Genomic DNA, 22,972 nt, shown 5'->3' with positions numbered 1-22,972 from the left:
CGCCCGACCCGAACGGGCGTGCCGTGCGGGACGGGCGGGTGGTGGGCATGGGTTCCGAAGAGCGGGCGGCGGGCGCCGTGAGCGTGGCGCTGGCGGTCGCCCTGACGCTGACCGGCTGTTCCGGCGGCGCGGAGGGACCGGACACCGGGAAGCCGGGCGCTCCGGCCCCGGCCTCCACCCCGTCCCCCGCCCCGGCTTCGACGCCGGCCGCGGAGCCGAGGCCTTCGGCCACCGGCGGGGCTGCGCCGGGGCGGACCCCTGCGGACCCGTCGCAGATCCCGCAGGACCCGGACCGGGCAGCCGATCCGCCGCCGGCGAGCTGGAAGCCGACGCCGTTCGACCCGAAGGACCCCTCGATCCCGAACTACACGGTGCCGCCGCCCATGCGGTAGCCGGCGGCTCGGGGCTGCCCGGGCAGCGGTGAGCGTGCGTACCTGCCCGACAGCAGGTGGCCCGCCCCCGGTGCCACCGCGTCCAGGTCCAGGGACCGGAGCAGCTGGTGGGCCGTGCAGACCGCCGCGGACACCACCGGCTTGCCCAGGAGCTGCTCGGCCTCCTCGATGGCGCCGAGCGAGGGCATCTGCACGCACGCGGAGAGCACGACCGCGTCGGCGTCGGCGTACTCCAGGGCCCGGGCGAGACCCGGCAGCCGGGCCGGGTCGTGGGCGGCGACGTCCAGGTTGTCGGGGATTTCGAGGGCCCGGTGGTCGAGGACCTCGATGCCCTCGTGCGTCAGGTAGTCCACGACGGTCCGCGTGAGCGGGCGCATGTAGGGGGCCAGCAGCACGATCTTCCGGGCGCCGATGGTGTGCAGCCCGTGGACGAGGGCTCCGGCGCTGGTGACGACCGGGGCGGGCGCACCGTTCTCGACGGTCCGGGCGTGCAGGCGCTGCTCCGAGGTGCGGTGGTAGCCGAGGCCCATGCTCATGATGGCGACCAGGCAGGCGTAGCCCAGTACGTCGACCCGGGCGTCGGAGAGTTCCACGGCGCAGCGGTCTGAGTCGGCGTCCATGGCCTTGAGCTGTTCCGGGGTCACGTGGGTCATGCGCATCCGGCTGCTGTGGAAGGTGAAGCGCTCGTCGGGTACGACGGCCTGGCGGGCCCGGAGGATGGCCGGGACCTCCGTCTCCATGGTGACGTTGGAGCTCGGCACGATCTGGCCGATGCGGTAGGTGCGGGGGGACACGGGTGCTCCTTGTTCGGCGGGGCCGGTCAGCGGGCGTCGACGACGGGGTTGGTCAGGGTGCCGATGCCTTCGACCGTGGCCTCCACGGTGTCACCGGGGCGCAGGAATTCGGGCGGGACCATGCCCGCGCCGACGCCGGACGGTGAGCCCGTCGCGATGACGTCGCCGGGCTCCAGGGTCATGCCGGAGCTGATGTCGGCGATGAGCCGGGCGATGGGGAAGAGCATGTGCCGGGTGTTCGACTTCTGCTTGGTGACGCCGTTGACGCGCAGCGAGAGGTCGAGGGCCATCGGGTCGGGGATCGCGTCGCGGGTGACGACCACCGGGCCGAAGGGGGCGTAGGAGTCCTGCCCCTTGGAGAAGAACCACTGGCCGGAGCGGCGCTGGTCGCGGGCGCTGATGTCGTTGACGATGCTGAAGCCGAAGACGTGGTCGTACGCGTCCTCCTCGCTCACCCGGAAGGCGGTGCGGCCGATGACGACGGCGAGTTCGCACTCCCAGTCCAGCTGGGCGGTCAGGTCGGCGTTGTGCAGGATCGGCTGGCCGGGGCCGGTGACGGCGGTGGCGGGCTTGCCGAAGAGGACGGGGCGCGGCGGCAGGTCCTCGTCGGTGTCGAGGCTGCGGCTGGACTCCTCGACGTGCTCGATGTAGTTGAGTCCGACGCCGATGATCTTGCCGGGGCGCAGGGGCGCCCGCAGGGACACGGCCTCGATCCGGTGGACGGCCTCCGCGGGCCAGGCCGCGGGTCCGGCGGCGAGCAGTCCGCGCGCGGCCTCCTGGGCGCCAGCGCCGGCCCGGATGAATGACAGCAGGTCCGGGGGCAGCTGCGCGCCGGCCCGCCGGGCCAGGGTGGTGAGGTCCACGACGAGGTCGTCGACCTGCGCGCCGAGACGCACGGAAGCATCGTCGAGGGTGTAGCTGAGCAACCGCATGGGGGCTCCTTGCGTATGAGGGGAGGGTGCGTGGGGTGGGTGCGCGGTGCGGGGCGGTGCGTCGCGCCCGGCCGGGGCTCCGCCGTACCGGCGCCGGTGTCAGGGCCGGCGGCGTCCGGTACGGCGGAGCGGTTCAGGTGGTGGGCTGGTGGCCGCCGTTGTCGGCGTACGCCTCTTCCCGGTGGAAGCCGAGCGAGCGCATGACCGGGAAGTCGTTGAAGGAGAAGAGGCAGGCGTCCTCGGCCGGGTCGAGGTTGTGGTGCTCGTGCCAGGCCCAGGACGGGACGCAGAAGATGTCGCCCTGCTTCCACTCGAAGCGCTGTCCGGCGATCACCGAGACGCCGTGGCCCTTGGCCGCCGTGTAGATCACCGAGCCGGTGTGGCGGTGGGCGAGGGTGGCCTGGCCGGGGCGCAGGAGCTGCATGTGGGCGCCCATGGTCGGCATGACCGGGCCACCCGTCACCGGGTTGGTGTACTCGGCGATGACCCCGTCGTACGGGGAGCCCTCGGTCGCCTTCGCGAGGCCCCGCAGGGCTTCGTACGTGGGCTCCCAGGGATAGGCGAGCAGCGGCGAGTAGGGCCGGGTCCACTGCTCCGCCCCGTAGGGCAGCAGGTTCGCCGCGTAGGTGAGGACCGAGGAGTTGATGACCTTTCCGGGGGTTTGGTAGAGCTCGGGATGGACCTCGTAGAACCCGGCGTCCAGGGCGTTGACCAGGGGGATGTCGAGTCCGTCCTGCCAGATGACGGGGGCGTCGTCGGCGTCGTTGCCGTGCTCGTGCCAGGTGCCGTTGGGGGTGATGGCGAAGTCGCGCGGGCCGACCTTCAGCTTCTGGCCGTCGACGACCGTCCAGGCCCCGGTGCCCTCGTGGACGAAGCGCAGGGCCGCGGCCTGGTGGCGGTGTGCGGTCATGGCCTCGCCGGGGCCCATGATCTGGAGCCCGGTGTAGAGGAGTCCGGCGGCGGCGCTGACCTCCTTGCGGCCCGGGTTGACGAGCATGACGACCCGGCGGCCGGCGTCGTCGCCCTTGACGAGGCCGAGGGCCTTGTGGACCAGGGGGCGCAGGTCCGCGTAGCGCCACAGCACGGGCACGGAACGGGGCTGCGGGTACCAGGGCTCGATGTCGTTGGCGACGGTCCACAGTGCGCCCGCGTCGAGGGTGGCGAGCTCCTCGTAGTACGCGGTGAGCTTGGGGGTGTCGGACACCCGGGCGCGGCCGAGCGCGGTGTCGTCCTGCTCGATGGTCATACGTCCTCCTCGGGAGCGGCGGGAGCGGCGGGAGCGATGAACGCCTTGGTGGGCGCGGTGAAGGTGACCGGCGGCCTGGGGCGGTTGTCCACTTCGAGGCGGAAGACGTCGAAGCGGTTGTAGTGGCCGACGATGTCGTGCATCTGCTTGGGCTGGATGCACCGGGCGAGGTCGATCTCGCCGTAGACGATCCCCTCCTCGTCGACGAGGGGCTCGGTGACCGGGCGGCCGTCGGGGCCGAAGATCCCGGACAGGGCGCTGCGCGGGCGCGTGAACTGCTTCCGCAGCTCCTCGTCGTCCCCGGCGACGGCGTCCACGATCTCCGGGGAGACGGTGGAGCAGGCGACGACGGAGAAGACCTTGCCCTCGAAGCTGTGTGCGGCCGTGCGGACGGCGATCGCGTCGGCCATGTCGTAGTCGGCGGGGGCGACGGGCAGGGCGATGTAGCAGGAGGCGTGGACGAGTTCGCCCTGCGCGAGGAGGGCGAAGCGGGCCAGGGTGTTGGTGTTCTCGCCGCAGGCCAGTGCGCCGAGGGGGCCGACGGGGGTGTCGTGGACGACCAGCGAGCTGCCGTCGCCGCCGGTCCAGGTGAGCTTCTCGGCCCAGGTCGGCACCAGCTTGCGGTGCACGCCGAGGAGTTCGCCGTCGGGTCCGATGGTGAGCAGGGTGTTGTAGAGGACGCCGAGGCTGTGCGCGGCCCGCTCGTTGACCCCGATGACGAGGACGACGCCGTGCCGGCGGGCCGCCGCGCGCAGGGTGTCGACGTGCGGGCCGGGGACGTCGACGGAGGCGCGCTGGAGCCGCTCGAACCAGGGGGAGCCCTGGACCGGGTTCATCGTCCAGTTCCAGTAGGGGTAGCCGGGGACGAACGCCTCCGGGAAGACGACGAGTTCGGCGCCGCCCGCCGCGGCCTCGGCGATCAGGGCGACGGCCTTGTCGACGGTGGCGGCGGGATCGAGGTAGACGGGCGCGGCCTGGACGGCCGCCGCCGTGAAGCGGGGCGGGTGGTCCCTGTCCATGAGGGGTACCTCCGGGCTCAAGGGTGGGCGGGAACGGCTGTGCGGGGCAGCCAACGGCGGTGGACGGACCCGGCCGGCTGCCGCAGGAGTTCGAGGCGCGGCGGGATCCGGTCGGTGCGCGCCGACGGGGGCCGCCCGCTGCCCGCCCGCCAGGCGCGGGCCCAGGGCGCGGCCGGGCCCTGGTAGCCCTGGGCGGCCGCGGCGTGCAGGGTCCACAGCGGGTCGTGGAGCTGGGCGCGACCGACGCCGCACAGGTCCGCCCGGCCGGCCAGGACGATCGAGTTCACGTCGTCGTACGTGGAGATCGCGCCGACGGCGATGGTGGGGACCCCGGTGGCGTTGCGGATGAGGTCGGCGTACGGGGTCTGGTAGCTGCGGCCGTATCGGGGACGCTCGTGGGCGACGACCTCGCCGGTGGAGACGTCGATGGCGTCGGCGCCCGCCTCGGCGAGCGCGCCCGCGATCCGGACGGCGTCGGCCTCGGTGGTGCCGCCCTCGGCCCAGTCGGCGGCGGAGATCCGCACGAGGAGCGCCTTGCCGGCCGGCCACGCCTCCCGTACGGCGCGCAGCACTTCGAGGGGGAGCCGCAGCCTTCCGGCCAGATCGCCGCCGTACTCGTCGGTGCGCAGGTTGGTCAGCGGGGACAGGAAGCCCGACAGCAGGTGCCCGTGCCCGTACTGGAGTTCCAGCGCGTCGAAGCCCGCCCGGTCGGCCCGCCGGGCCGCGGCCGTGAAGTCCCGTACGAGCGCGTCCATGTCGGCCCGGTCGGCCTCGCGCGGCACCGGGCTCCGCTCGTCCCAGGGGAGCGCCGAGGCGGCGACCGGCTGCCCGCCGCCGTGGGTGGCGGCGCGGCGTCCGGCGTGGGTCAGTTGGATGCCGAGGCAGGTGTCGCTCTGGCCGTGGACGAAGTCGGTGAGGCGCTTCCAGGCCGCCTCCTGTTCGTCGTTCCACAGGCCGGGGCAGCCGGGGGTGGCCCGGCCGTCGGCGCTGACGGCCGTCATTCCGGCGAGGACCAGCCCGGCGCCGCCGACTGCCTGCGTGCTCAGGTGGACGAGGTCGAAGTCGCCGGGGACCCCGTCGCGCGCGGTGTGCAGGGCGGTGGGCGGTACGACGACCCGGTTGCGCAGCAACAGGCCGCCCAGCGGGTAGGGGCGGAACATCGGCGGCACGGCCGAGGAGCGGTTGACCGCGGTGGTGAAGCCCTCGTCGCGCACGCGCAGGTTGTCGTAGGTGACGCGGCGGCTGCGGGTGAGGAGGTTGAAGGCGAACTGGTGCGGGTCCTGGCCGGTGTAGCGGTCGATGCGCTCGAACCATTCCAGGCTGGCCTGGGCCGCGCGCTGGGTGGATTCCACCACCGGCCTGCGCTCCTGCTCGTAGGCGGCGAGGGCGGTCGGCACGTCGGGGTGCTCGTGCAGGCTGGCCGCGAGCACGAGGGCGTCCTCCATGGCGAGCTTGGTGCCGGAGCCGATGGAGAAGTGCGCGGTGTGGGCGGCGTCGCCGAGCAGGACGACGTTCTCGTGCCGCCAGGTCGTGTTGCGGACCGTGGTGAAGCGCAGCCACTTGGAGTTGTTGGGGATCAGGCGGTGGCCGTCGAGGTGGGCCGCGAGGAGTTCCTCGCAGCGCCGGATGCTGTCCTCGTCGCTGGTGCCGGCCGGATGGTCGCGGTCGGCGAACTCCTCGAAGCCGGCGCGCCGCCACGCGTCCTCCGCCATCTCCACGATGAAGGTGGAGCGGGTGGCGTCGTAGGGGTACGCGTGCACCTGGAGGGTGCCGAACTCCTGCTCGTCGACGATGAAGGTGAAGGCCTCGAAGACCTTGTCCGTGCCGAGCCACATGTAGCGGCCGGAGCGCTCGTCGAGGTCGGGGGCGAAGGTGTCGGCGTAGGCGGCGCGGGTGGCCGACCGGACGCCGTCGCACGCCACCACCAGGTCGTAGTCGGCGGCGAGTTCGGCCGCGGGCGGGGACTGGGTGCGGTAGCGGACGTCCACCGCCAGGTCGGCGCAGCGCTGCTGGAGGATCCGCAGGAGGTGCTGCCGGCCGAGGGCGGCGAAGCCGTGGCCGCCCGAGGTCAGGGTGCTCCCCCGGTGGCGGACGTCGATGTCGGTCCAGCGGGCGAACTCGGCCGACATCGCCTCGTAGACCTCGCGGTCGGCCTGGGCGATGCCGTCGAGCGTCTCGTCGGAGAAGACGACCCCGAAGCCGAAGGTGTCGTCGGGGGCGTTGCGTTCCCAGACGGTGACCTCCCAATGCGGGGAGAGCTGCTTGGTGAGGGCCGCGAAGTACAGTCCGCCGGGCCCTCCTCCTATGACTGCGACGCGCACGGCGTGCCTCCTGCTGATGGTGCGGTGGTGAGTAGTTCCGGTTGCTGCGGTCCCGCCGTGCCGAGCAGGTCCCGTACCTCGGCGGGCCAGGGGGTCGACCCGGTGGCGTGGGCCGCCGAGTGGGCGATGACCATGCGGCCCCTTGCCGCCTCGCCGCCCTGCGCGCCCCGTACGGTGAAGGCGTAGTGCAGGGAGGCCGTGCCGATCTTGGTGACCTTGAGCTCGGTGCGCACGGCGTCCCCGAACCAGAGGCGGGCCCGGTAGTCGGCCTCGAAGTGGACCCGGGGCGTGCTGCCGAACAGGTGCGAGAGGCCCAGGCGCTGGAGCAGGACGGCCTCGGCCGCCTCGACCCAGCGCACGACGGTGGAGTGGTGGTAGTGGCCGGCGGCGTCGGTGTCGGTCCACTCGACGCGGCGCTCGACGACGACGCCGGCCGGCTCGGCGGGTGCCGGGGCGGGGGTGGCATCGGGGCCGGTGGCAGGGGCGGGGGCGGCTTCGGTGCGGGCGCGTTCGCGCAGTTCGCCGCGCCGGAGCTTGCCGGTGCCGGTGCGCGGGAGCGCGGTGACGAACTCGACGGCGCGCGGGTACTTGTAGGGGGCGATGGTCCGTTTGACGTGGGTCTGGAGCTGGCGGACGGTCTCCCCGTCGGCCGGGACACCGGCGCCCAGGACGACGTACGCCTTCACGAGCATGCCGCGCCGGGCGTCCGGGGCCCCGACGACCGCGCACTCCTCGACGTACGGGTGCGTGACGAGGGCCTTCTCGACCTCGGGGCCCGCGATGTTGTAGCCGGAGGAGACGATCATGTCGTCGCTGCGGGCGACGTACCAGAAGTAGCCCTCCGCGTCGCGGATGTAGGTGTCGCCGGTGATGTTCCAGCCGTTCCTGACGTACGAGGCCTGGCGCGGGTCCTCCAGGTAGCGGCATCCGGTGGGACCGGTGACCGCGAGGAGGCCGGGCTGCCCGTCGGGGACGGGGTCGCCGTTCTCGTCGACCACGGCGGCGCGGTAGCCCGGAACGGGGCGGCCGGTGGCACCGGGCCGGATGTCCTCGTCGGCCGCGGAGATGAAGACGTGCAGCATCTCGGTGGCGCCTATGCCGTCGATGATGCGCAGGCCGGTGGCGGCGTGGAACTCGTGCCACACCGCGGCCGGGAGCGGTTCGCCGGCGGACACGCAGCGGCGCAGCCCGGCCAGCCGGTCCACCGCCCCCGCCTCCATGATCGCGCGGTAGGCCGTGGGCGCGGTGAACAGCACGGTCACGCCGTGCTCCGCGACGAGGTCGGCCAGCTGCAGCGGGGCGGCCTGCTCGATCAGCAGGGTCGCGGCCCCGGCGTGGAGGGGGAAGACCACCAGTCCGCCGAGCCCGAAGGTGAAGGCGAGCGGCGGCGTGCCGGTGAAGACGTCGTCCGGGCGGGGTTTGAGGACGTGTCGGGAGAACGTGTCGGCGTTGGCCAGGACGTCACGGTGGAAGTGCAGGGTCGCCTTCGGCCGACCGGTCGTACCGGAGGTGAAGGCGATCAGCGCCACGTCGTCCGCGGCCGTGACCACGGTGGTGAACCGGCCGTCCTTGGTGGCGCAGCGCGCTGCCAGGTCGTCCGGCCCGGGACCCCCGTAGGTGAGGACCGGTAGGGCGGGCAGGCCGGGACCGGGGCGGCGGCCCGGGTCCAGCTCGTCGGCGTAGCGGTGGTCGCACAGGGCGAGCGAGGGCCGGCTGATGTCGGTGAGCTCGGCGAGTTCGCCGGCGCGCAGCATCGGCATGGTGGTGACGGCGACCCCACCGGCCTTCAGGACGCCGAACCAGGCGGCGACGAGCCAGGGGTTGTTGGGGCCGCGCAGCAGGACGCGGTTGCCGGTCCGGAGGCCGAAGTCCTCGGTGAGGACCTGGGCGACCTGGTTGGCGCGGTGCTGCAGTTCGCCGTAGGTCCAGCGCTCGGTCGGTGTGAGCAGACAGGGGCGGTCGGGGCCGTGCCGCTCGACGGCGTCGTCGAGCAGGCGCTGGGCGCAGTTGAGCCGGTCCGAGTAATTCAACTCCGTTAGCTCGAAGTGAAGTTCGGGCCAGAGGGGGAAAGGCGGAAGCCGATCACGACAGAAGGAATCGGCGTACGCGGAAGGGGAGAGCTCCATGGGGCGGCACCTCGATCAGGGAGCAGCGGGGAGATGGGTGCACCGTATGTCGAATATTTGGCGACCGTCAACACATCGCTATACGAGAACACCCTCCGGGCGCCGTGCCGCGACTCAGGGGACCGGGATGCGGACCCGGACGGCTTTGCCGAACTCGTGTGCCACGAAGGAGAGTTCGCCGCCCAGTTCGGTCGTCAGCAGCTGCACCATCAACAGCCCGCGCCCACTCTCGGACTCCGCGTCGACCTCCGCACGGGGCGCGGGCAGTCGCGGCAGCGCGGAGCCCCGGTCGGCGACCTCCAGCCGGAGCCAGCCACCCCCCTCCACGACGGCGACCCGCATCCGACCGGCGACGCCCGCGTGCCGGACGACGTTCCCGACGAGTTCGCTGACGACCACCAGCAGGGCGTCCACCACGTCGGCGTGGACCCGCCAGCCGTCGAGGACGGCGCGCACCCGGGACCTGACCTGCGGAACGCTCGCGGCGACGGGGTCGGACACCCAGTGGACGAAGCTTCGGGCCGCGGGGACCGCAAGGGGGTCGGCGATGGTGAGCATGACGTGCTCCCGGAGGGGGAAGGCGACGGCGCCACTGCGATGGCTCGTGTAACTGATCCCAAATCTGGATCGTTCCTGGGCTTGTGGTCAGCAGAAACGCGTCGCTAGAGTCCTTGATTACACGTGTAACACGCTACGCCTCCCCCGGTGACTCGCGCAAGCATTCCGGACAAACGACGCGAAGCCTGCGTCCGTCCCACCGGCCGCAGAGCCACCGCTCCACCGGGACACCGCCGAATTTGGAAGGGCCGCAATGACGCAATCTCCTCCCGCCGAGATCGACATCGCCGACATGACCTGGCCGCCCCCGCCGTACCGGTCCCCCGTACCGCCCGTGACCGGCACGGACGGCGTCCGCCGCTTCGACGGGATCACCTACGCGACCACGCCCGGCTACCGCCCCCGGCTGCTCGACGTCCAGGTGCCCGCCGGCGAAGGCCCGTTCCCGGCGGTCGTCTGGATCCACGGCGGCGGCTGGCTGGACGGCGACCGCCGCTACCCGCCGCCGACCGTCCCCGCCGACCTGCTGCACGGGGCGGTACGGGCGGCCGGCCTCGCACTCGTCTCCATCGACTACCGGCACAGCCTCGAAGCACCCTTCCCGGCCCAGCTGCACGATGTGAAGGCCGCGATCCGCTACGTCCGCGCGTTCGCCGGTGACCTCGGCATCGACCCGGACCGGATCGGCGTCTGGGGCGAGTCGGCGGGCGGTCACCTGGCCGCCCTCGCCGGCCTCGTCGGCCCCCACAGCCCGCAGGGCGCGGCGCTGGAGGGCGCGGAAGGCGTCGGCTCCGGCGAGAGCGGGGTGCGTGCCGTCGTCGACTGGTACGGCGTCGCCGACCTCGTCACCCTGGCCGAGCACCCCCTGCCGCCCATGCCGACGGCGCCCGGGACGGAGTTCCCCGATCCCTACGAGGCCCTGCTCGGTGCCACCGTCGCCGAGCGGCCGGACCTGGCACGGGCCGCGAGCCCGGTGACGTACGCGGACGGCTCGAATCCGCCGCCGTTCCTGCTGGTGCACGGCACGCACGACGGCCTGGTCCCCTACAGCCAGAGCGAGGCCCTCGCCGCGGCCCTCGAGAGCGCCGGGGGCGAGGTCACCCTGCAGCCGGTGGAGGGCGCCGACCACATCTTCCTCGGCTCCTGCGACATCCCCGCCATCGTCGAGGGGGGCGTGGGCTTCCTGGCCCGGCACCTCGGCGCGGCGGTCTGACGGCGCCGGTCCCGCACCCTGTTCCGCCGCGGGGGCACGGCCACGGCCGCGCCCCCGCGTTCCCTTCACAGCACATCCGGCCGCGAGCCCCCGCCGCGGTCACGAGAGGCAGCCATGTCCGGCAACCCGACCACCACCACCCCGTACGGCAGACCCGCCGGACCGCACCGATCCGGTGGGCCCGGCCGGCGCGCCGGAAGCGGGGCGCCGCGCGGCCGCGGCGTCCTCGTCGCGGGCCTCCTGCTCCTGGGGGGCGCCGTACTGCCGGCCCTCGTCGTCCGCGCCGACGCCGCGCATCCGCCCTTCCAGGGGCTGGACGACCGGTGGCTGATCTGGATGGGCGGCCCCCGCGAAGGTCCGTACCGGGTCGCCGCCGCGGCCCTGGACCTGTTCGGCGGGCCGGTCGGGGCGCTGCTGCCGCTCTCCCTGCTGATCCTGCTGCTCGTCCGCAGGCGCTGGGTCTCGGCCGGCTTCCTGCTCGCGGCCACCCTCGGCGGCAACATGCTGCTCGTCCAGGGCCTCAAGCACCTGGTGGACCGGCCGCGCCCGGCCGACCCGCTGGTCCGCGTCGACCACGGCTCCTTCCCGTCCGGCCACGCGGCCACGGCGGCGCTCCTGGTCGTCGTCCTCGGGGTCCTGCTGGTCCCGGCCGCCCGGCGGCGGGCGTGGTGGATCGGGGGCGCGGCCTTCACGCTGGCCATGATGTGGAGCCGTACCTGGCTGCACGCGCACTGGCTCAGCGACACGGTGGCCGGGGCCGCGGCGGGCGCGGGGGTGGGACTGGTGGCGTGGTGGCTGTTCGGTCCGGCACTCGCCCGGGAACGTGCCCGCGCCCACGACCGCCGGGGGGCGGCCGCGGGCGCGGGTACCGCCTGAGCGAGCGGGTCGTCCGCTCCGCGCTCCGGCCGGGCCTGTTTCGGTCCCCGTGGCCAGGAGGTTCCCGACGGCATGGTGGTCCAGGGCTCGGAGGACGACTGGGCCGGCCGTCCCATGGCCCGGACGGCCGTCACTGGTACGGGACGTCGATGCCGGCGGCGCGCAGGTTCGCCTCGACCAGTGCGTTCAGACGGGCGATGGCCGGCGCCCGGTCCTCGCGGTGATGGTTGACCAGTCCGTACCGGGAGGCGGTGTCGGACCGGCCCCGGGACCCCGTCGGCATCGCCAGGAGCGCCCGGTCGGCCAGTATCTTGTCGGTCAGCAGGGACGCCAGTTCCTCGATGCGCGGGTCGTCGGGATCCCAGGACTCCGCGTCCGCGCCCCGTTTGGTCAGCTCCACGTACTCGGGATCGTCGAGCGAGCGGTGGAGTCGGGTCAGGAAGCTGTCGAGGATCTCCGGGATCAGTGCCCGGGCCAGCACCAGGGCTTCTCGTTGCGCGGCCACGTAGTCGGGACCGAAACCGAGCTCGGTGAGCCGGTCCAGGACCGCGCAGGCCCGGTCGGGCAGCAGGACGCGGTCGCCGTCGGCGAGTCGGTGCAGCGTGTCCCGGCGTTGGACCAGGTCCTCGATCCGTTCGTCGAGCCGGCGACGGACGTCGTCCAGGGCCGCGGCGAACCTCTCGGGATCGGCGTCGAGCAGGTCGGCTGTCTCGGCCAGCGGCACGCCGGCCGAGGCCAGGGTCCGGACCTGGACCAGCCGGAGCAGATCGGCCGATCGGTAGCGCCGGTAGCCGGAGCCGTCGCGTTGCGGCTCGGCGACCAGGCCGAGCCGGTGGTAGTGCCGCACGGTCTTGATCGTGACGTCGACGAACGCCGCCGCCTGACCGATCGTGAGCCCGTCTGTCATCGGCTCAGCACACCTCCTGGTCGTGGGGGTCCGGGTGATCACGGGGGGGCGATCACCGGGCGAGGGTAGCTCGCACCGGCCCGTGTCCGCGACGGGCGTTGACCTTGACCTTGGGTCAGGGTGCAGGGTCGACGCACGGCCACCTCGAAGGGGTCGTGGAGCCGCCGGGGCCGCCCGGGGGCTGCCCGGGATCCGACACCGTGAACAAGGGGAACCATGAGGCGAACGAGCGACAGCGGACTGTCCGGAGCAGGGCTGCGCAGAGTGCGCGAGGCGCTGACACGGCACGTCGAGTCCAAGCGGATCCCCGGGCTCGTCGCCCTGGTCGGCCACGGCGGCCGGACAAGCGTCGAAGCGATCGGGACGATGCGCCACGACGGTGGCGCGCCGATGCGCCGGGACACGATCTTCCGGATGGCCTCCACCTCCAAACCGGTCACGATGGCGGCGGCGATGGTCCTGCTCGACGAGTGCCGGCTGCGGCTGGACGAACCGGTGGACCCCTGGTTGCCCGAACTCGCCGACCGACGGGTGTTGAAGCGGCCCGACGGCCCGCTGGAGGACACCGTGGCGGCACGTCGGCCGATCACCGTACGGGATCTGCTGACCTCCACCTTCGGGCTCGGAGTGGATTTCGAGTTGATGGACTCCCCGATCCGGGCCGCAACCTTCGCGCGGACCGACTACAGCGTGGCGTCGGGGCCGGCGCCCGGGCCGGACGAGTGGATGCGCCGCCTCGGCGAGCTGCCGCTGTCGTACCAGCCCGGCGAGCGCTGGCAGTACGACCTCAGCAACGAGGTGGTCGGCGTGCTGGTCGCCAGGGTCACGGGCCGGCCGTTGGAGGCGTTCCTGCGCGAACGCGTCCTCGACCCGCTGGGAATGAAGGACACCGGCTTCCACGTGCCCGCCGACAGGATCGACCGGCTACCGCCCCTGTACGGGCCCGATCCGCAAACCGGAGAGTTCCTCGTGTGGGACGAGGCCGTGGGCGGAAGGTCCAGCCGACCCCCGGCGTTCCAGGGTGCCGGAGGCGGGCTGGTCTCCACCGTCGACGACTACCACGCCTACTTCCGGATGCTGCTGAACCACGGCGTGCACGGCGGCGAACGGATCCTGTCCCGGGCCGCCGTCGAACTGATGACCACCAACCGCCTGACGTCCGGGCAGCAGGCCGCCCGGGACGCCATGTACGCGAACGTCGCCCATATGACGGTGGGGCAGGGACTGCTCGGTGGCTGGGGCTTCGGAATGGCGGTACGCACCCACCGCAACGGCTACGCACCCGTCGGCCAGTTCGGCTGGGACGGCGGTACCGGCACCACCGTCTACGCCGACCCGGAGCATCGGCTCACCGGAATCCTGCTCACCCAGGTCGGGATGTCCACCCCGGACTCGTCGCGGCTCATGCACGACTTCTGGACCACCCTCTACCAAGCCGTCGAGGACTGACGGGACGGAGGCCAGCAGGTCGGGCGGTCAGGAGGTCGGGCGGTCAGCAGGTCAGCAGGTCAGGAGGTCAGGCGGTGGACCAGGACCGGCTTCACGGCCGGCACCGGCGCCGCCGTGCCGGTCTCGATCAGCTCGTGCACCGCGTCCGCGATCTGCGCCGCCGACGGCATGTCCAGCCGGACCGTGGTGAGCGCGGGCCTCTGGAGCGTCGAGAGGACCAGGTCGTCACAGCCGACCAGGGCGACCTCGTCCGGCACGGTGATCCCCTCGGCCTGCAGCGCGTGCAGCAGCAGGGCGGCGTACTCGTCGTTGTAGGTGAAGGCTGCGTCCAGATCGAGGCTCCGCCAGCGCCGGGCGAGCGCGCTCGCGGACTCCCGGGTGTAGGACAGTTCCACCGGGGTGACGGTGGCCAGGTGCCGGGCCGCCACCGACTCGGCGCCCGCGAGGCGGGGTTCGGCGAGGGTGCCGAGGCCGCGTTCCTGGGGCATGACCACGCCGATCCGGGTCCGGCCGCGGGCGATGAGGTGCTCGGCCGCTGTGGCACCGATCCGGGTGTGGTCGAAGCCGACGGTGTACACCCCCTCGACGGGACGGGACGCGAAGGCCAGCAGGCCGCGCACCCCCGCGCGGACCAGTACCTCGGCCGCCTGGGCGGTGAAGCGGTCGCCGTCCAGGGCGACGACGGCCGCGGGGCGCAGTTCGGCCCAGGCCCGGGCGGCATCGAGGGGGTCGGCGAAGCGACCCGCGTGCAGGACGGCCGTGTAGCCGAAGCGGTCGAGCTCGCTGTGCAGGTCGTCGACCCAGTCGCTGACGAGGCGGCCGATCGCGGAGATCGACGAGGGCATCAGGACGAGGTTGCTGCGGCCGGCGCGCAGGGACCGGGCGGCCGCGTGCGGTACGTAGCCGAGCTGCTTGGCCGCGTCGAGCACCCGGGCACGGGTACCGGAGCTCACCCGGTGCCCCTGGGTGTCGTTCAGGACGAAGGAGACCGTGGCACGCGACACCCCGGCGAGGCGGGCCACGTCGGCGCTGGTGATGGATGCGGGGACGTGGGTGTCTCTGGTCATGACGTCCCTCGACGCTCCTTCTGCTCGGATCGAGCATCCGTTCGAGGACCGGCGTGAGCACCGGTTCCGCTCGGGTGACTCCTTCCTTCTCAGGTTACACGAGTTAAATCAAGGGGGCGGGGGTGTGCAGGAGCCTGGAGGCTCCCGCGAGGTCGGCGAGGGCGGTCACGACCGAGTCGAAACGCATCGTGGTGCGGGTGCGCGTGTCGTACGGCCGCCACTGCGGCAGGTCGGGATGGTTGGGGTCGCCGGTGCGGACGAAGGCGATCCAGGCCCGGTGCATGGCGTACGCGAGGCCGTCACGGACGGCGGGGACCAGGCCGGCCAGGAAGGGCGCGTGCGACCACTGGTCGAAGTTGTCGAAGACGAAGGGGAGTTCGAGGCAGTGCGCGGCCCCGAGACGGCCCTCGTACGCGGGGGTCGGCAGGTCGAACTGGTAGGCCCATACGGGACTGCCCGTCTCGGCGCGCGCCTCGGCCAGCCGCACCGCCGGCACCCGGAAGAGCTCGTCCGTGATGAGGTCCATCAGGACGTCGGCCGGACGGGCTCCGGGCCGGGCCCGCTCGTACGCCGCGTACACGCCCGCCGCGGCTTCGCTCCCGAAGGTGTCCGCGATCCGGTCGGTCACCTGCTCCCGGGTGGCGGCGGCGTACCCCTCGTCGAGGGCGAACCCGAAGTTGGCCTCCTCCCGCGTCCAGCCGATCATGACGTCGACACCGGCCGCGGCCCCGCCCAGCAGGGCCTCGGCGGGGTGGCTCCGGAGGGTGACGCCGTCGATCACGGGCAGGAAGGGCGTCGGCCAGTACCCCCACCGCGCGGTCTGCGCGAAGAGCCCGGCGCCCGCTCCGATCAGCTCGGGCCAGGGCAGCTCGCGCAGCTCCGCCAGGTCCTTGGCTCCGGCCAGCTCCAGGTAGGCGGCGGTGCGCTCCAGGTACGCCTCCGGGTCGGGGAGGTCCAGGCCGAAGGGCGGGCTCTGCAGGATCACCCGCCGGATGAGGCCCTCGGCCTGCGGGTGACCGGCGAGGGCGGCGGTGGACACCGCGCCACCGGATTGCCCGGCGACCGTGATGCAGTCCGGATCTCCGCCGAAGGAGGCGATGTTCTCCTTCACCCAGCGCAGGGCGGCGAGTTGGTCGGTGAGCCAGAAGTTGCCTCCTTCACCCGCCTCGTCGCCACCCCCGTCGCCGGGATAGAGGTAACCCAGCGGACCGATGCGGTAGTTGATGCTCACGACGACGAGGTCGCCGTCGCGCGCGAAGGTCGCGCCCGAGTAGCCGGGCAGCGAGCCCGAGCCGGACACGAAGCCGCCGCCGTGGATCCAGACCAGGACCGGGCGCCGGGCGTCATCGAGGGCGGGCGTCCAGAGGTTCAGGGTGAGGCAGTCCTCGTCGAAAGGGGGTGACCCGTGCCCGCCGAGCACCGGGTCTCCGCCCTCCACGTACATCTGGGGCGCGCTCGGCCCATCGGCGGTGGCGTCCCGCGTACCGCTCCAGCCGGCGTGCGGCTGCGCGGGCCTCCAGCGCAGGTCACCGACCGGCGGGGCGGCGTAGGGCACGGCCCGGAAGACCGTGACCCCGTCCTCGTTGGCGCCGCGCAGGCGGCCTGCGGGCAGGTCCACCACCGTCCGGTCCCGGCCTGGGGGGTGAGGCATGGGTCGTTTCCTTCCTCGCTGCCGCGCGCGGGGTGCGCGCCGCCGATCGAGAATATGGCGTAAATTTGGCGAACGTCAACGCTGCTCGATAGGCCGGAGTCCGGGGCGCACGCCTCACAGCCACAGGCTGTTCGAGGCCATCCGCTCGGACTCCGCCTCCAGCAGCGGAGCGAAGGCCCGCCACAGGACGAGACAGGTCCCGACGCCGACGAGGGCGCCGGCGACGGTGTCGCTGAGCCACTGGGCGTGGAGCCAGGTCCGGCTGCCCATCATGGCGAGCACGTACGAGGTTCCGAACGCCCACCACCAGCGTCGCGCACGCGGCGGGAACAGCACCACCGCAACGGAGACCACCAGCGTCACCGCGCTGAACACCTGCCCGGAGGGGTACGAGCCGTCGCTGACCAACACCCACGGGTGCGGCGGACGCGGCCGGTCCGCCACCTGCTTGAGGGGCAGGAGCACGACGAGGTTGGCGACGACGGTGACCGCGAAGACGAACAGCCCCGAGCGCCAGCGCCCGTAGACGCACAGGCAGCCGATCACCAGCAGCGGCAGGACCGTGCCGAGCGGGCCGCCGAGCCGGTCGAGGACGGTGGTGAGGCCACCGAGTCCGTCACCGCCGGCGCCGGGGGATCCCGCGGCGGCGAAGTCGTTGACCGAGGCCGCCCAGCGGTCGTCGAGCCCCTGGAAGAAGGGCTGCCGGTCCAGCCGGAGCAGCAGCCCGGCCAGCAGCGCGAGGACCAGGAATACGGTCCCGAGGCCGAGCGCATGACGTGGTGGGGCTGCCGGAAGGTGGTGCCGGGGCGGGCGGACCGGCAGGGGCGGCCGGGACGGCGGCGGGGAGGGGGGCGAGGGGAACATGGCGGGCCTTTCACGGTCGTCTCCCCAAGCGGTGGGGCACGCGGAGAGCAGGCACGGGACGGTGGAGCGCGGGGGCGGACGCCGGGGAGCTCCGTCGGGGAACGGCATCGGGACACGACGCTGGGGGGCGGCGGCCGGAAGCCGCGGGAACGCGGCGGCAGGCGCAGGGCCCCGGTAACGCCGGGGGCGGGCGGGAAGCCCACCGGCGACGGGATCGTCGCGGTGCGGCACGGAGTATTGCCGATGCGTCACGACCGCCACAAGAGCAAGAGGGCTTGTCGATGCATCTGCCGTACCGGCGGCTGCAACAGAGCGGTTACACGTGACGCCACGCCACCCTCCCCGACGGTCACGATCTGCACAACGACCCGCCGCGAGGCCTGGCGGAGCCGGGAAATGGGTGCTACACAGTGTCCACCGCACTTGGTGACACGTGTAACAACATCACGTTACGAACGTCGTACGCCACCGCACGCCCCGACGGCGACGCCGTCCCGCGCCCGTTCACGTCCACGTTCACGGGCCGCCCCCTCTCGCACGCCCCCTCTCGTACGCCACCCCCCTCCCCCGCACGCCACCTCCCCGCTCCGTCCCCCGAGGAGTCGTCATGGCCACGCCCGAAATCGTCGAACCGTCCGTACCACCGACCGGGGAACCCGCCCCCCGGCGTGGGCTCCTGTCCCTCCTGCTGGTCGCCAACTCGGCGATGATGGCGCTCTACATGGGCGTCGGTTCCGTCCTGCTGCCCACCCAGGTCGCGGCGATCGCCCCCGACGACAAGGTCGCCGTACTCGGCCTGATCGGCGGCGTCAGCGCGGTCTTCGCCACCGCCTTCAACCCCATCGCCGGCGCCCTCTCCGATCGCAGCGGGCGTCGCAACCCGTGGATCGTGGGCGGTGGCCTGGCCTCGCTCGTCCTCCTCGCCGCCCTCGGCAGCGCAACCACGGCGCTGCTCGTCGGCATCGGATGGTGCCTGATCCAGGCGACGATGAACGTCTACCAGGCGGCGGTCACCGCGATCGTGCCCGACCGGATCCCCGCGGCCCGCCGCGGCACCGCGTCCGCCCTGGTCGGGCTCGGCCTGCCGATCGGCGGTACGGTCGGCGTGCTCATCGCCTCCCGGACCGCGGACCAGCTGCGCACCGGCTACCTCGTCCTCGGCGCCGTCGTCGCCGGGTCCGCCCTGCTGCTCAGCGCCTTCTGCCGGGACGTCCCGCGCACCGGGCCCGCCGCGGCGGCGCCCGCCCGGCCCAAGGGCGCCCAACTGGCCGCCTTCCTCTCGGCCCTGGCCAACCACGACTTCCGGTGGGCCTTCATCGGCCGGGCCCTGATGGTCCTCGGCTACTTCTCCGTCGTCGGCTACCAGCTGTACATCCTGGGCGACCACATCACGTTGCCCGACGGACTGACCCCGCCCGCCGCGATGGCCGTCCTCACCCCGGTGTCGATGGTCGCGCTGGCCGTCTCCACCGTGGTGGGCGGTCTGTTGTCCGACCGCTGGAACCGCCGCAAGGTGTTCGTCGGCGTATCGGCGGCCCTCGCCGGACTCGTCATGGTGGTCCCCGTGATCAGCCCGACCTGGACCGGCATGCTCGTCTTCAGCGCGCTCAACGGTCTCGCCTTCGGCTGCTTCATGGCCGTCGACACCGCGCTCGTCACCCTGGTACTCCCGCGGGCCGAGGACGCCGCCCGCGACATGGGCGTCCTCAACATCGCGAACGCCGGGCCGCAGATCATCGCCCCGTTCGTCGCCTCGGCCGTCGTCACCGGCCTGGGCGGCTACACCCCGCTCTTCCTCGTCGGCGGGGCCCTCTCGCTGGTCGGCGCGCTCGCCATCCTCCCGATCCGCAGCGTGCGCTGACCCTTCCCCGGGCCCGCCCCGTCCGCAAGCTCCGGCGGGCGCGCGCCGAGGGTCGTGCGCCCGCCGGTCCCCACCCCTGCTCACCCTCGACTCCCTCCCTCCCAAGGAGCACCCTGTGAGACGCAAGCGAGTTCTGCCGTTGGCCGCGCTGCTGTTGTGCACGCCGGCGCTGGCCGGCACGGCCCCGGCGGTCGCCGCGCCGCAGACCGCGCCCGCCGGCCCGTTGCGGATCCTGCTCACGAACGACGACGGCTACAACGCCCCGGGCATCCGCAAGGCCTTCGAGCGGCTGACCGCCGCCGGGCACGACGTCACGATCGTCGCCCCGCTCACCAACCAGAGCGGCACCGGCACGAAGATGATGAGCGCCCCGACGATCGCCGTGAAGCACCCCGAGCCCAAGGTCTGGGCCGTCGACGGCACCCCGGGCGACTCCGTCGCCTTCGGGCTGGCCGAGGTGTTCGCGGGCGACGCCCCCGACCTGGTCGTCTCCGGTACCAACTTCGGCCCGAACGTCGCCGGTCTCGCCACCCACTCCGGTACGGTCGGCGGCGCCGTCGCCGCTCTGGAGCACGGCGTACCGGCCATCGCGCTGAGCACCGGGGGCGTGAGCGCGCCCGACCCGGTCACCACGGTCAACGCGATGGGGCCGACGCTCGACTTCGCGGTCAAGCTGATCGACCGGCTGCGGACGCGGGCCCGGTCCGGGCCGCTGCTGCCCGAGGGCGTCGGCCTGAACGTCAACCACCCGGTGGTCGGTGCGGACGGCAAGGGAACGGCCGCGGGTGTGTCGGCGACCTTCCAGGATCCGCAGACCCTGCTCGAACCGGACTTCACCGACGCGGGCGACGGCACCTGGAAGATGACCGTCAAGGTCGACCTGCGGCCCGCTGCCAAGGGCAGTGACGTCGAGGCCGTGACCGCCGGCCGGATCGCCGTCAGCCCGATGAACGCCGACTGGAACACCGGGCCCGTCGACCGGGCCGTGGCCTCGGCACTGATCGCCGGGCTCCGCCCCTGACGGCCCCGGCCGGGGCGGAGCCCGCACCACCCCGCACCACCCCGCTCCGCTCCGGCCGGATCCACCCGGATCCACCCCGGCACGGCTTCGGCACGGCTTCGGCACGCACCGGCAACTTTCCAGGAGGACGGATGAAGAGGCCCGGGACACGGCTGCCCTCGGCAAGGTCCCTGCTCGGTACCGCACTCGCCCTGGTGGCACTGCTCGCCTCCGCACCACCCGCGGCGTCGTCCCCGCCCGGCGGATCACCGCACCCGGTGGTCACCGTCGCGCAGGGCACCCTGCGCGGCCAGTCCCGCGACGGCGCGCAGGAGTTCCTCGGCGTCCCCTACGCCGCTCCCCCGGTCGGGGACGCACGGCTGCGGACCCCCGCGCCCGCGCCCCGGTGGCACGGGGTACGGGAGGCCACCCGGCAGTCCCCGGCCTGCCTGCAGTTCTCGCCGTTCGGCCTGAGCGATCCGGCGGCCGTCAGCGAGGACTGCCTGTACCTGGACGTGTACCGGCCCCGGACCGCCCGCCCCGGGGCCCGGCTCCCGGTGATCGTCTGGATGCACGGGGGTGCGTACAGCCAGGGAACGGGCACCCAGTTCGGCGGACGGACCACGGCCGACCTCACCGGGAGCGTGGTCGTCAGCATCAACTACCGGCTGGGGCAGCTCGGCTATCTCGCGCTGCCCGAACTCGGCCGGGAGAACGCCCTGGGCTCCGGTTCCTTCGGCCTGTTCGACCAGATCGCGGCGCTGCGCTGGACCCGGGAGAACATCGGCGCGTTCGGCGGGGATCCGGGCAGCGTGACGATCTCCGGGCAGTCGGCGGGCAGCGGTTCCGTCTGTGCGCTGTTGGCCGCCCCGTCGGCCGCCGGGCTGTTCCACCGGGCCGTGCTGCAGAGCGGGCCGTGCACGCTGCTGGGTACGCCGGCCAGCGCGGACGCCGAGGAACAGGCGCGGTCGTTCGCCGCACGGGCGGGCTGCACCGCTTCCGCCGAGGTGGCCGCGTGCCTGCGCGCCGCCTCCGGAGCGGCGCTGGTGGAGGCCGCCCGTACGCTGCCCACGCGGGGTCCGGCCTCCGGCGACGGGCTGCTGCCGGTCGCTCCCGTGCGGGCCATCGGGAGCGGTGCGTGGAACAAGGTGCCGGTGCTGATCGGGAGCACCCGCTCCGAGGCCCGCTTCTTCGTCGCCCTGACGCAGCCGTACCTGACCGCCGAGCAGTACGCGGCGCAGATCCTGGCGGATCACGGGGCGGCCGGGCCCGAGGTGCTCGCACGGTATCCGGTCGCGAAGTACGGTTCGCCGTACCTGGCGCTGTCCGCGGTCATGACGGACTCGACCTTCGCGTGCCACACCGCGTGGACGGCGCAACTGTTCGCGGCCCAGGTGCCGACGTACGTCTACGAGTTCGACGACCCGCGGTCGCCGACGCTCGCGGGCGCGCAGGTGCCGGGCCTGGACGAGTCGAACGCGCACAGTGCGGAGCTGGCCTATCTGCACGACTTCACGATGGGCGAGCGCCCGCTGACGCCGGTGCAGGTCGCGCTCGGGAACCGGATGAAGCGCTACTGGGCGGCGTTCGCCCGGTTCGGCGCCCCTGCGGTGCCGGGCCAGACCCCGTGGCCGCCGACCGGTGCCGGTGCCGGTGCCGGTGCCGCCACGGTGCTCGTCCTCGATCCGGCGACGACGCGGACGAGCACCTCGTTCGGAGCGGAGCACGGTTGCGCGTTCTGGCGTACCCAGCCGCCCCGGCCGCTCTGAGATCCGGCCCCGACCGACCGGCCGCGAAGTAGATTTGGATCATCAGGAGAGGGGGCCGGATGGACCGGAACATACGCACGGTCGAGGACGTACTGAAGCTGCTGGACGGCCTTTTCGCACCGGAGGCCGACCGTTGGACGGAAGACGGGGCGTCCTGGTGGGACGGATTCTACGCGGACCGCTCCAAGCCCGTCCCGTTCTTCGTGCCGAAGCCGGACGAGAACCTGGTCTCGTACCTCGACCGGGGCCTGATCGCCCCGGGCCGCGCCCTCGACCTGGGCTGCGGTCCGGGCCGCAACGCGCTGCACCTCGCCTCCCTGGGCTTCGAGGTGGACGCCGTCGATCTGTCGCCGGCGGCCCTGGCCTGGGGCGAGGAGCGGGCCCGCGAGGCGGGGGCCGAGATCAGGTTCCACCGCGGGAACGCCTTCGACCTCGCCGCGACCGCGCTGAGCGGCCCGTACGACCTGATCTACGACTCGGGCTGCTTCCACCACCTGCCGCCGCACCGCCGCATCAGCTATCTCGCCCTCCTCGAGCGGTCCCTCGCGCCCGGCGGCCATCTCGCGCTCACCTGTTTCGCGGCCGGCGCGATGGGATCCGAGATCCCCGACGAGGAGTTCTACCGCGAGGCGGGCCTCCAGGGTGGACTCGCCTACACCCCGGAGGCCCTGCGGGCGATCTTCAGCGACCTGACCGAGGTCGAACTGCGCCGGATGCGTGACGAGCCCGCCGAGTCCCCGCTGTTCGGCGAGCCCTTCCTCTGGACGGCCCTGCTCCGCCGCCCCGCCGGGTCGTAGCCCTGAGGCGCGTCCAGCAGGGCTCGTGGTCGTCCGCGGTGCGATGAAGTCAAGATCCCCGCTGAGGATCGAGCCGGGCCCGCCCGCACACGTCTTGCCGTGTGCTCGGAGACACGCATCCAGGCGAGAA

18 protein-coding genes and 2 pseudogenes are annotated in these 22,972 nt (G+C 73.2%); 8 read left to right on the top strand and 12 right to left on the bottom strand.

Annotation, left to right across the window (positions count from 1 at the left end):
• The first annotated feature begins 47 nt into the window (after positions 1-47).
• Positions 48-392 (top strand): hypothetical protein, encoded by a 345-nt coding sequence (locus tag OG386_RS38910; protein ID WP_328792036.1) that lies wholly within the window; start codon positions 48-50, stop codon positions 390-392.
• On the opposite strand, the gene OG386_RS38905 is transcribed toward OG386_RS38910, so the two are convergent.
• From OG386_RS38905 to OG386_RS38870, 8 genes and pseudogenes are all read right to left on the bottom strand, one after another.
• Positions 365-1,132 (bottom strand): maleate cis-trans isomerase family protein, encoded by a 768-nt coding sequence (locus OG386_RS38905; protein WP_328793514.1) that lies wholly within the window; start codon positions 1,130-1,132, stop codon positions 365-367. The genes OG386_RS38910 and OG386_RS38905 overlap by 28 nt on opposite strands.
• Positions 1,133-1,212: 80 nt before the next feature.
• Positions 1,213-2,118 carry a fumarylacetoacetate hydrolase family protein gene (locus OG386_RS38900; RefSeq protein WP_328792035.1) on the bottom strand — a complete coding sequence of 302 codons (906 nt, stop codon included), beginning with the start codon at positions 2,116-2,118 and terminating at the stop codon, positions 1,213-1,215.
• Positions 2,119-2,251: 133 nt separating this feature from the next.
• The gene (locus OG386_RS38895) at positions 2,252-3,364 is read right to left on the bottom strand and encodes a cupin domain-containing protein (protein ID WP_328792034.1); all 1,113 of its coding nucleotides are present in this window, start codon (positions 3,362-3,364) and stop codon (positions 2,252-2,254) included.
• The gene (locus OG386_RS38890) at positions 3,361-4,383 is read right to left on the bottom strand and encodes a carbon-nitrogen hydrolase family protein (protein WP_328792033.1); all 1,023 of its coding nucleotides are present in this window, start codon (positions 4,381-4,383) and stop codon (positions 3,361-3,363) included. The genes OG386_RS38895 and OG386_RS38890 overlap by 4 nt, the downstream gene beginning before the upstream one ends.
• Before the next feature lie 17 nt (positions 4,384-4,400).
• Positions 4,401-6,704 carry an oxidoreductase gene (locus OG386_RS38885; protein ID WP_328792032.1) on the bottom strand — a complete coding sequence of 768 codons (2,304 nt, stop codon included), beginning with the start codon at positions 6,702-6,704 and terminating at the stop codon, positions 4,401-4,403.
• Positions 6,686-7,054, bottom strand: a pseudogene (locus tag OG386_RS38880) (acyl-CoA thioesterase); the annotation flags it as partial. The pseudogene OG386_RS38880 and the gene OG386_RS38885, both read right to left, overlap by 19 nt.
• A 129-nt stretch (positions 7,055-7,183) precedes the next feature.
• Positions 7,184-8,830, bottom strand: a pseudogene (locus tag OG386_RS38875) (AMP-binding protein); the annotation flags it as partial.
• Between the two features lie 114 nt (positions 8,831-8,944).
• Complete coding sequence (locus OG386_RS38870) at positions 8,945-9,388, bottom strand: ATP-binding protein (RefSeq protein ID WP_328792031.1); 444 nt, start codon at positions 9,386-9,388, stop codon at positions 8,945-8,947.
• 253 nt (positions 9,389-9,641) lie between these two features.
• Here OG386_RS38870 and OG386_RS38865 point away from each other — a divergent pair, with 253 nt between their 5' ends.
• Both OG386_RS38865 and OG386_RS38860 read left to right on the top strand, forming a co-directional pair.
• Positions 9,642-10,601 (top strand): alpha/beta hydrolase, encoded by a 960-nt coding sequence (locus OG386_RS38865; RefSeq protein ID WP_328792030.1) that lies wholly within the window; start codon positions 9,642-9,644, stop codon positions 10,599-10,601.
• A gap of 114 nt (positions 10,602-10,715) precedes the next feature.
• Complete coding sequence (locus OG386_RS38860; protein WP_328792029.1) at positions 10,716-11,477, top strand: phosphatase PAP2 family protein; 762 nt, start codon at positions 10,716-10,718, stop codon at positions 11,475-11,477.
• Between the two features lie 130 nt (positions 11,478-11,607).
• On the opposite strand, the gene OG386_RS38855 is transcribed toward OG386_RS38860, so the two are convergent.
• Positions 11,608-12,384 (bottom strand): MerR family transcriptional regulator, encoded by a 777-nt coding sequence (locus OG386_RS38855; protein ID WP_328792028.1) that lies wholly within the window; start codon positions 12,382-12,384, stop codon positions 11,608-11,610.
• A 216-nt stretch (positions 12,385-12,600) separates the two neighbouring features.
• Here OG386_RS38855 and OG386_RS38850 point away from each other — a divergent pair, with 216 nt between their 5' ends.
• Positions 12,601-13,833, top strand: coding sequence for a serine hydrolase domain-containing protein (locus OG386_RS38850; protein WP_328792027.1), 1,233 nt, complete (start codon positions 12,601-12,603; stop codon positions 13,831-13,833).
• 59 nt (positions 13,834-13,892) lie between these two features.
• Here OG386_RS38850 and OG386_RS38845 read toward each other — a convergent pair whose 3' ends face one another.
• From OG386_RS38845 to OG386_RS38835, 3 genes are all read right to left on the bottom strand, one after another.
• Entirely contained in the window at positions 13,893-14,900 is a 1,008-nt protein-coding gene (locus OG386_RS38845) for a LacI family DNA-binding transcriptional regulator (RefSeq protein WP_328792026.1), read from the bottom strand.
• Between the two features lie 103 nt (positions 14,901-15,003).
• A complete protein-coding gene (locus OG386_RS38840) occupies positions 15,004-16,551 on the bottom strand; it encodes a carboxylesterase/lipase family protein (RefSeq protein WP_328792025.1) in 1,548 nt (515 codons plus the stop codon).
• 114 nt (positions 16,552-16,665) lie between these two features.
• Positions 16,666-17,415: a phosphatase PAP2 family protein gene (locus OG386_RS38835; RefSeq protein ID WP_328792024.1), complete on the bottom strand. Its 750-nt coding sequence runs from the start codon at positions 17,413-17,415 to the stop codon at positions 16,666-16,668.
• A gap of 607 nt (positions 17,416-18,022) precedes the next feature.
• Between OG386_RS38835 and OG386_RS38830 the strand changes: the two genes are divergently transcribed.
• From OG386_RS38830 to OG386_RS38815, 4 genes are all read left to right on the top strand, one after another.
• Complete coding sequence (locus OG386_RS38830; protein ID WP_328792023.1) at positions 18,023-19,276, top strand: MFS transporter; 1,254 nt, start codon at positions 18,023-18,025, stop codon at positions 19,274-19,276.
• Between the two features lie 115 nt (positions 19,277-19,391).
• Positions 19,392-20,297: a 5'/3'-nucleotidase SurE gene (gene surE, locus OG386_RS38825; RefSeq protein ID WP_328792022.1), complete on the top strand. Its 906-nt coding sequence runs from the start codon at positions 19,392-19,394 to the stop codon at positions 20,295-20,297.
• A gap of 131 nt (positions 20,298-20,428) precedes the next feature.
• Positions 20,429-22,045: a carboxylesterase/lipase family protein gene (locus tag OG386_RS38820; RefSeq protein WP_328792021.1), complete on the top strand. Its 1,617-nt coding sequence runs from the start codon at positions 20,429-20,431 to the stop codon at positions 22,043-22,045.
• A 59-nt stretch (positions 22,046-22,104) separates the two neighbouring features.
• On the top strand, positions 22,105-22,842 hold the full coding sequence (locus tag OG386_RS38815) for a class I SAM-dependent methyltransferase (protein WP_328792020.1): 738 nt from the start codon (positions 22,105-22,107) through the stop codon (positions 22,840-22,842).
• Positions 22,843-22,972: the final 130 nt, after the last annotated feature.

Source organism: Streptomyces sp. NBC_00273 (genome assembly GCF_036178145.1).
Taxonomy (GTDB): Bacteria; Actinomycetota; Actinomycetes; order Streptomycetales; family Streptomycetaceae; genus Streptomyces.
The sequence above is the reverse complement of the archived record's forward strand: the minus strand, read 5'-3'. Positions and strand labels throughout refer to the sequence as shown.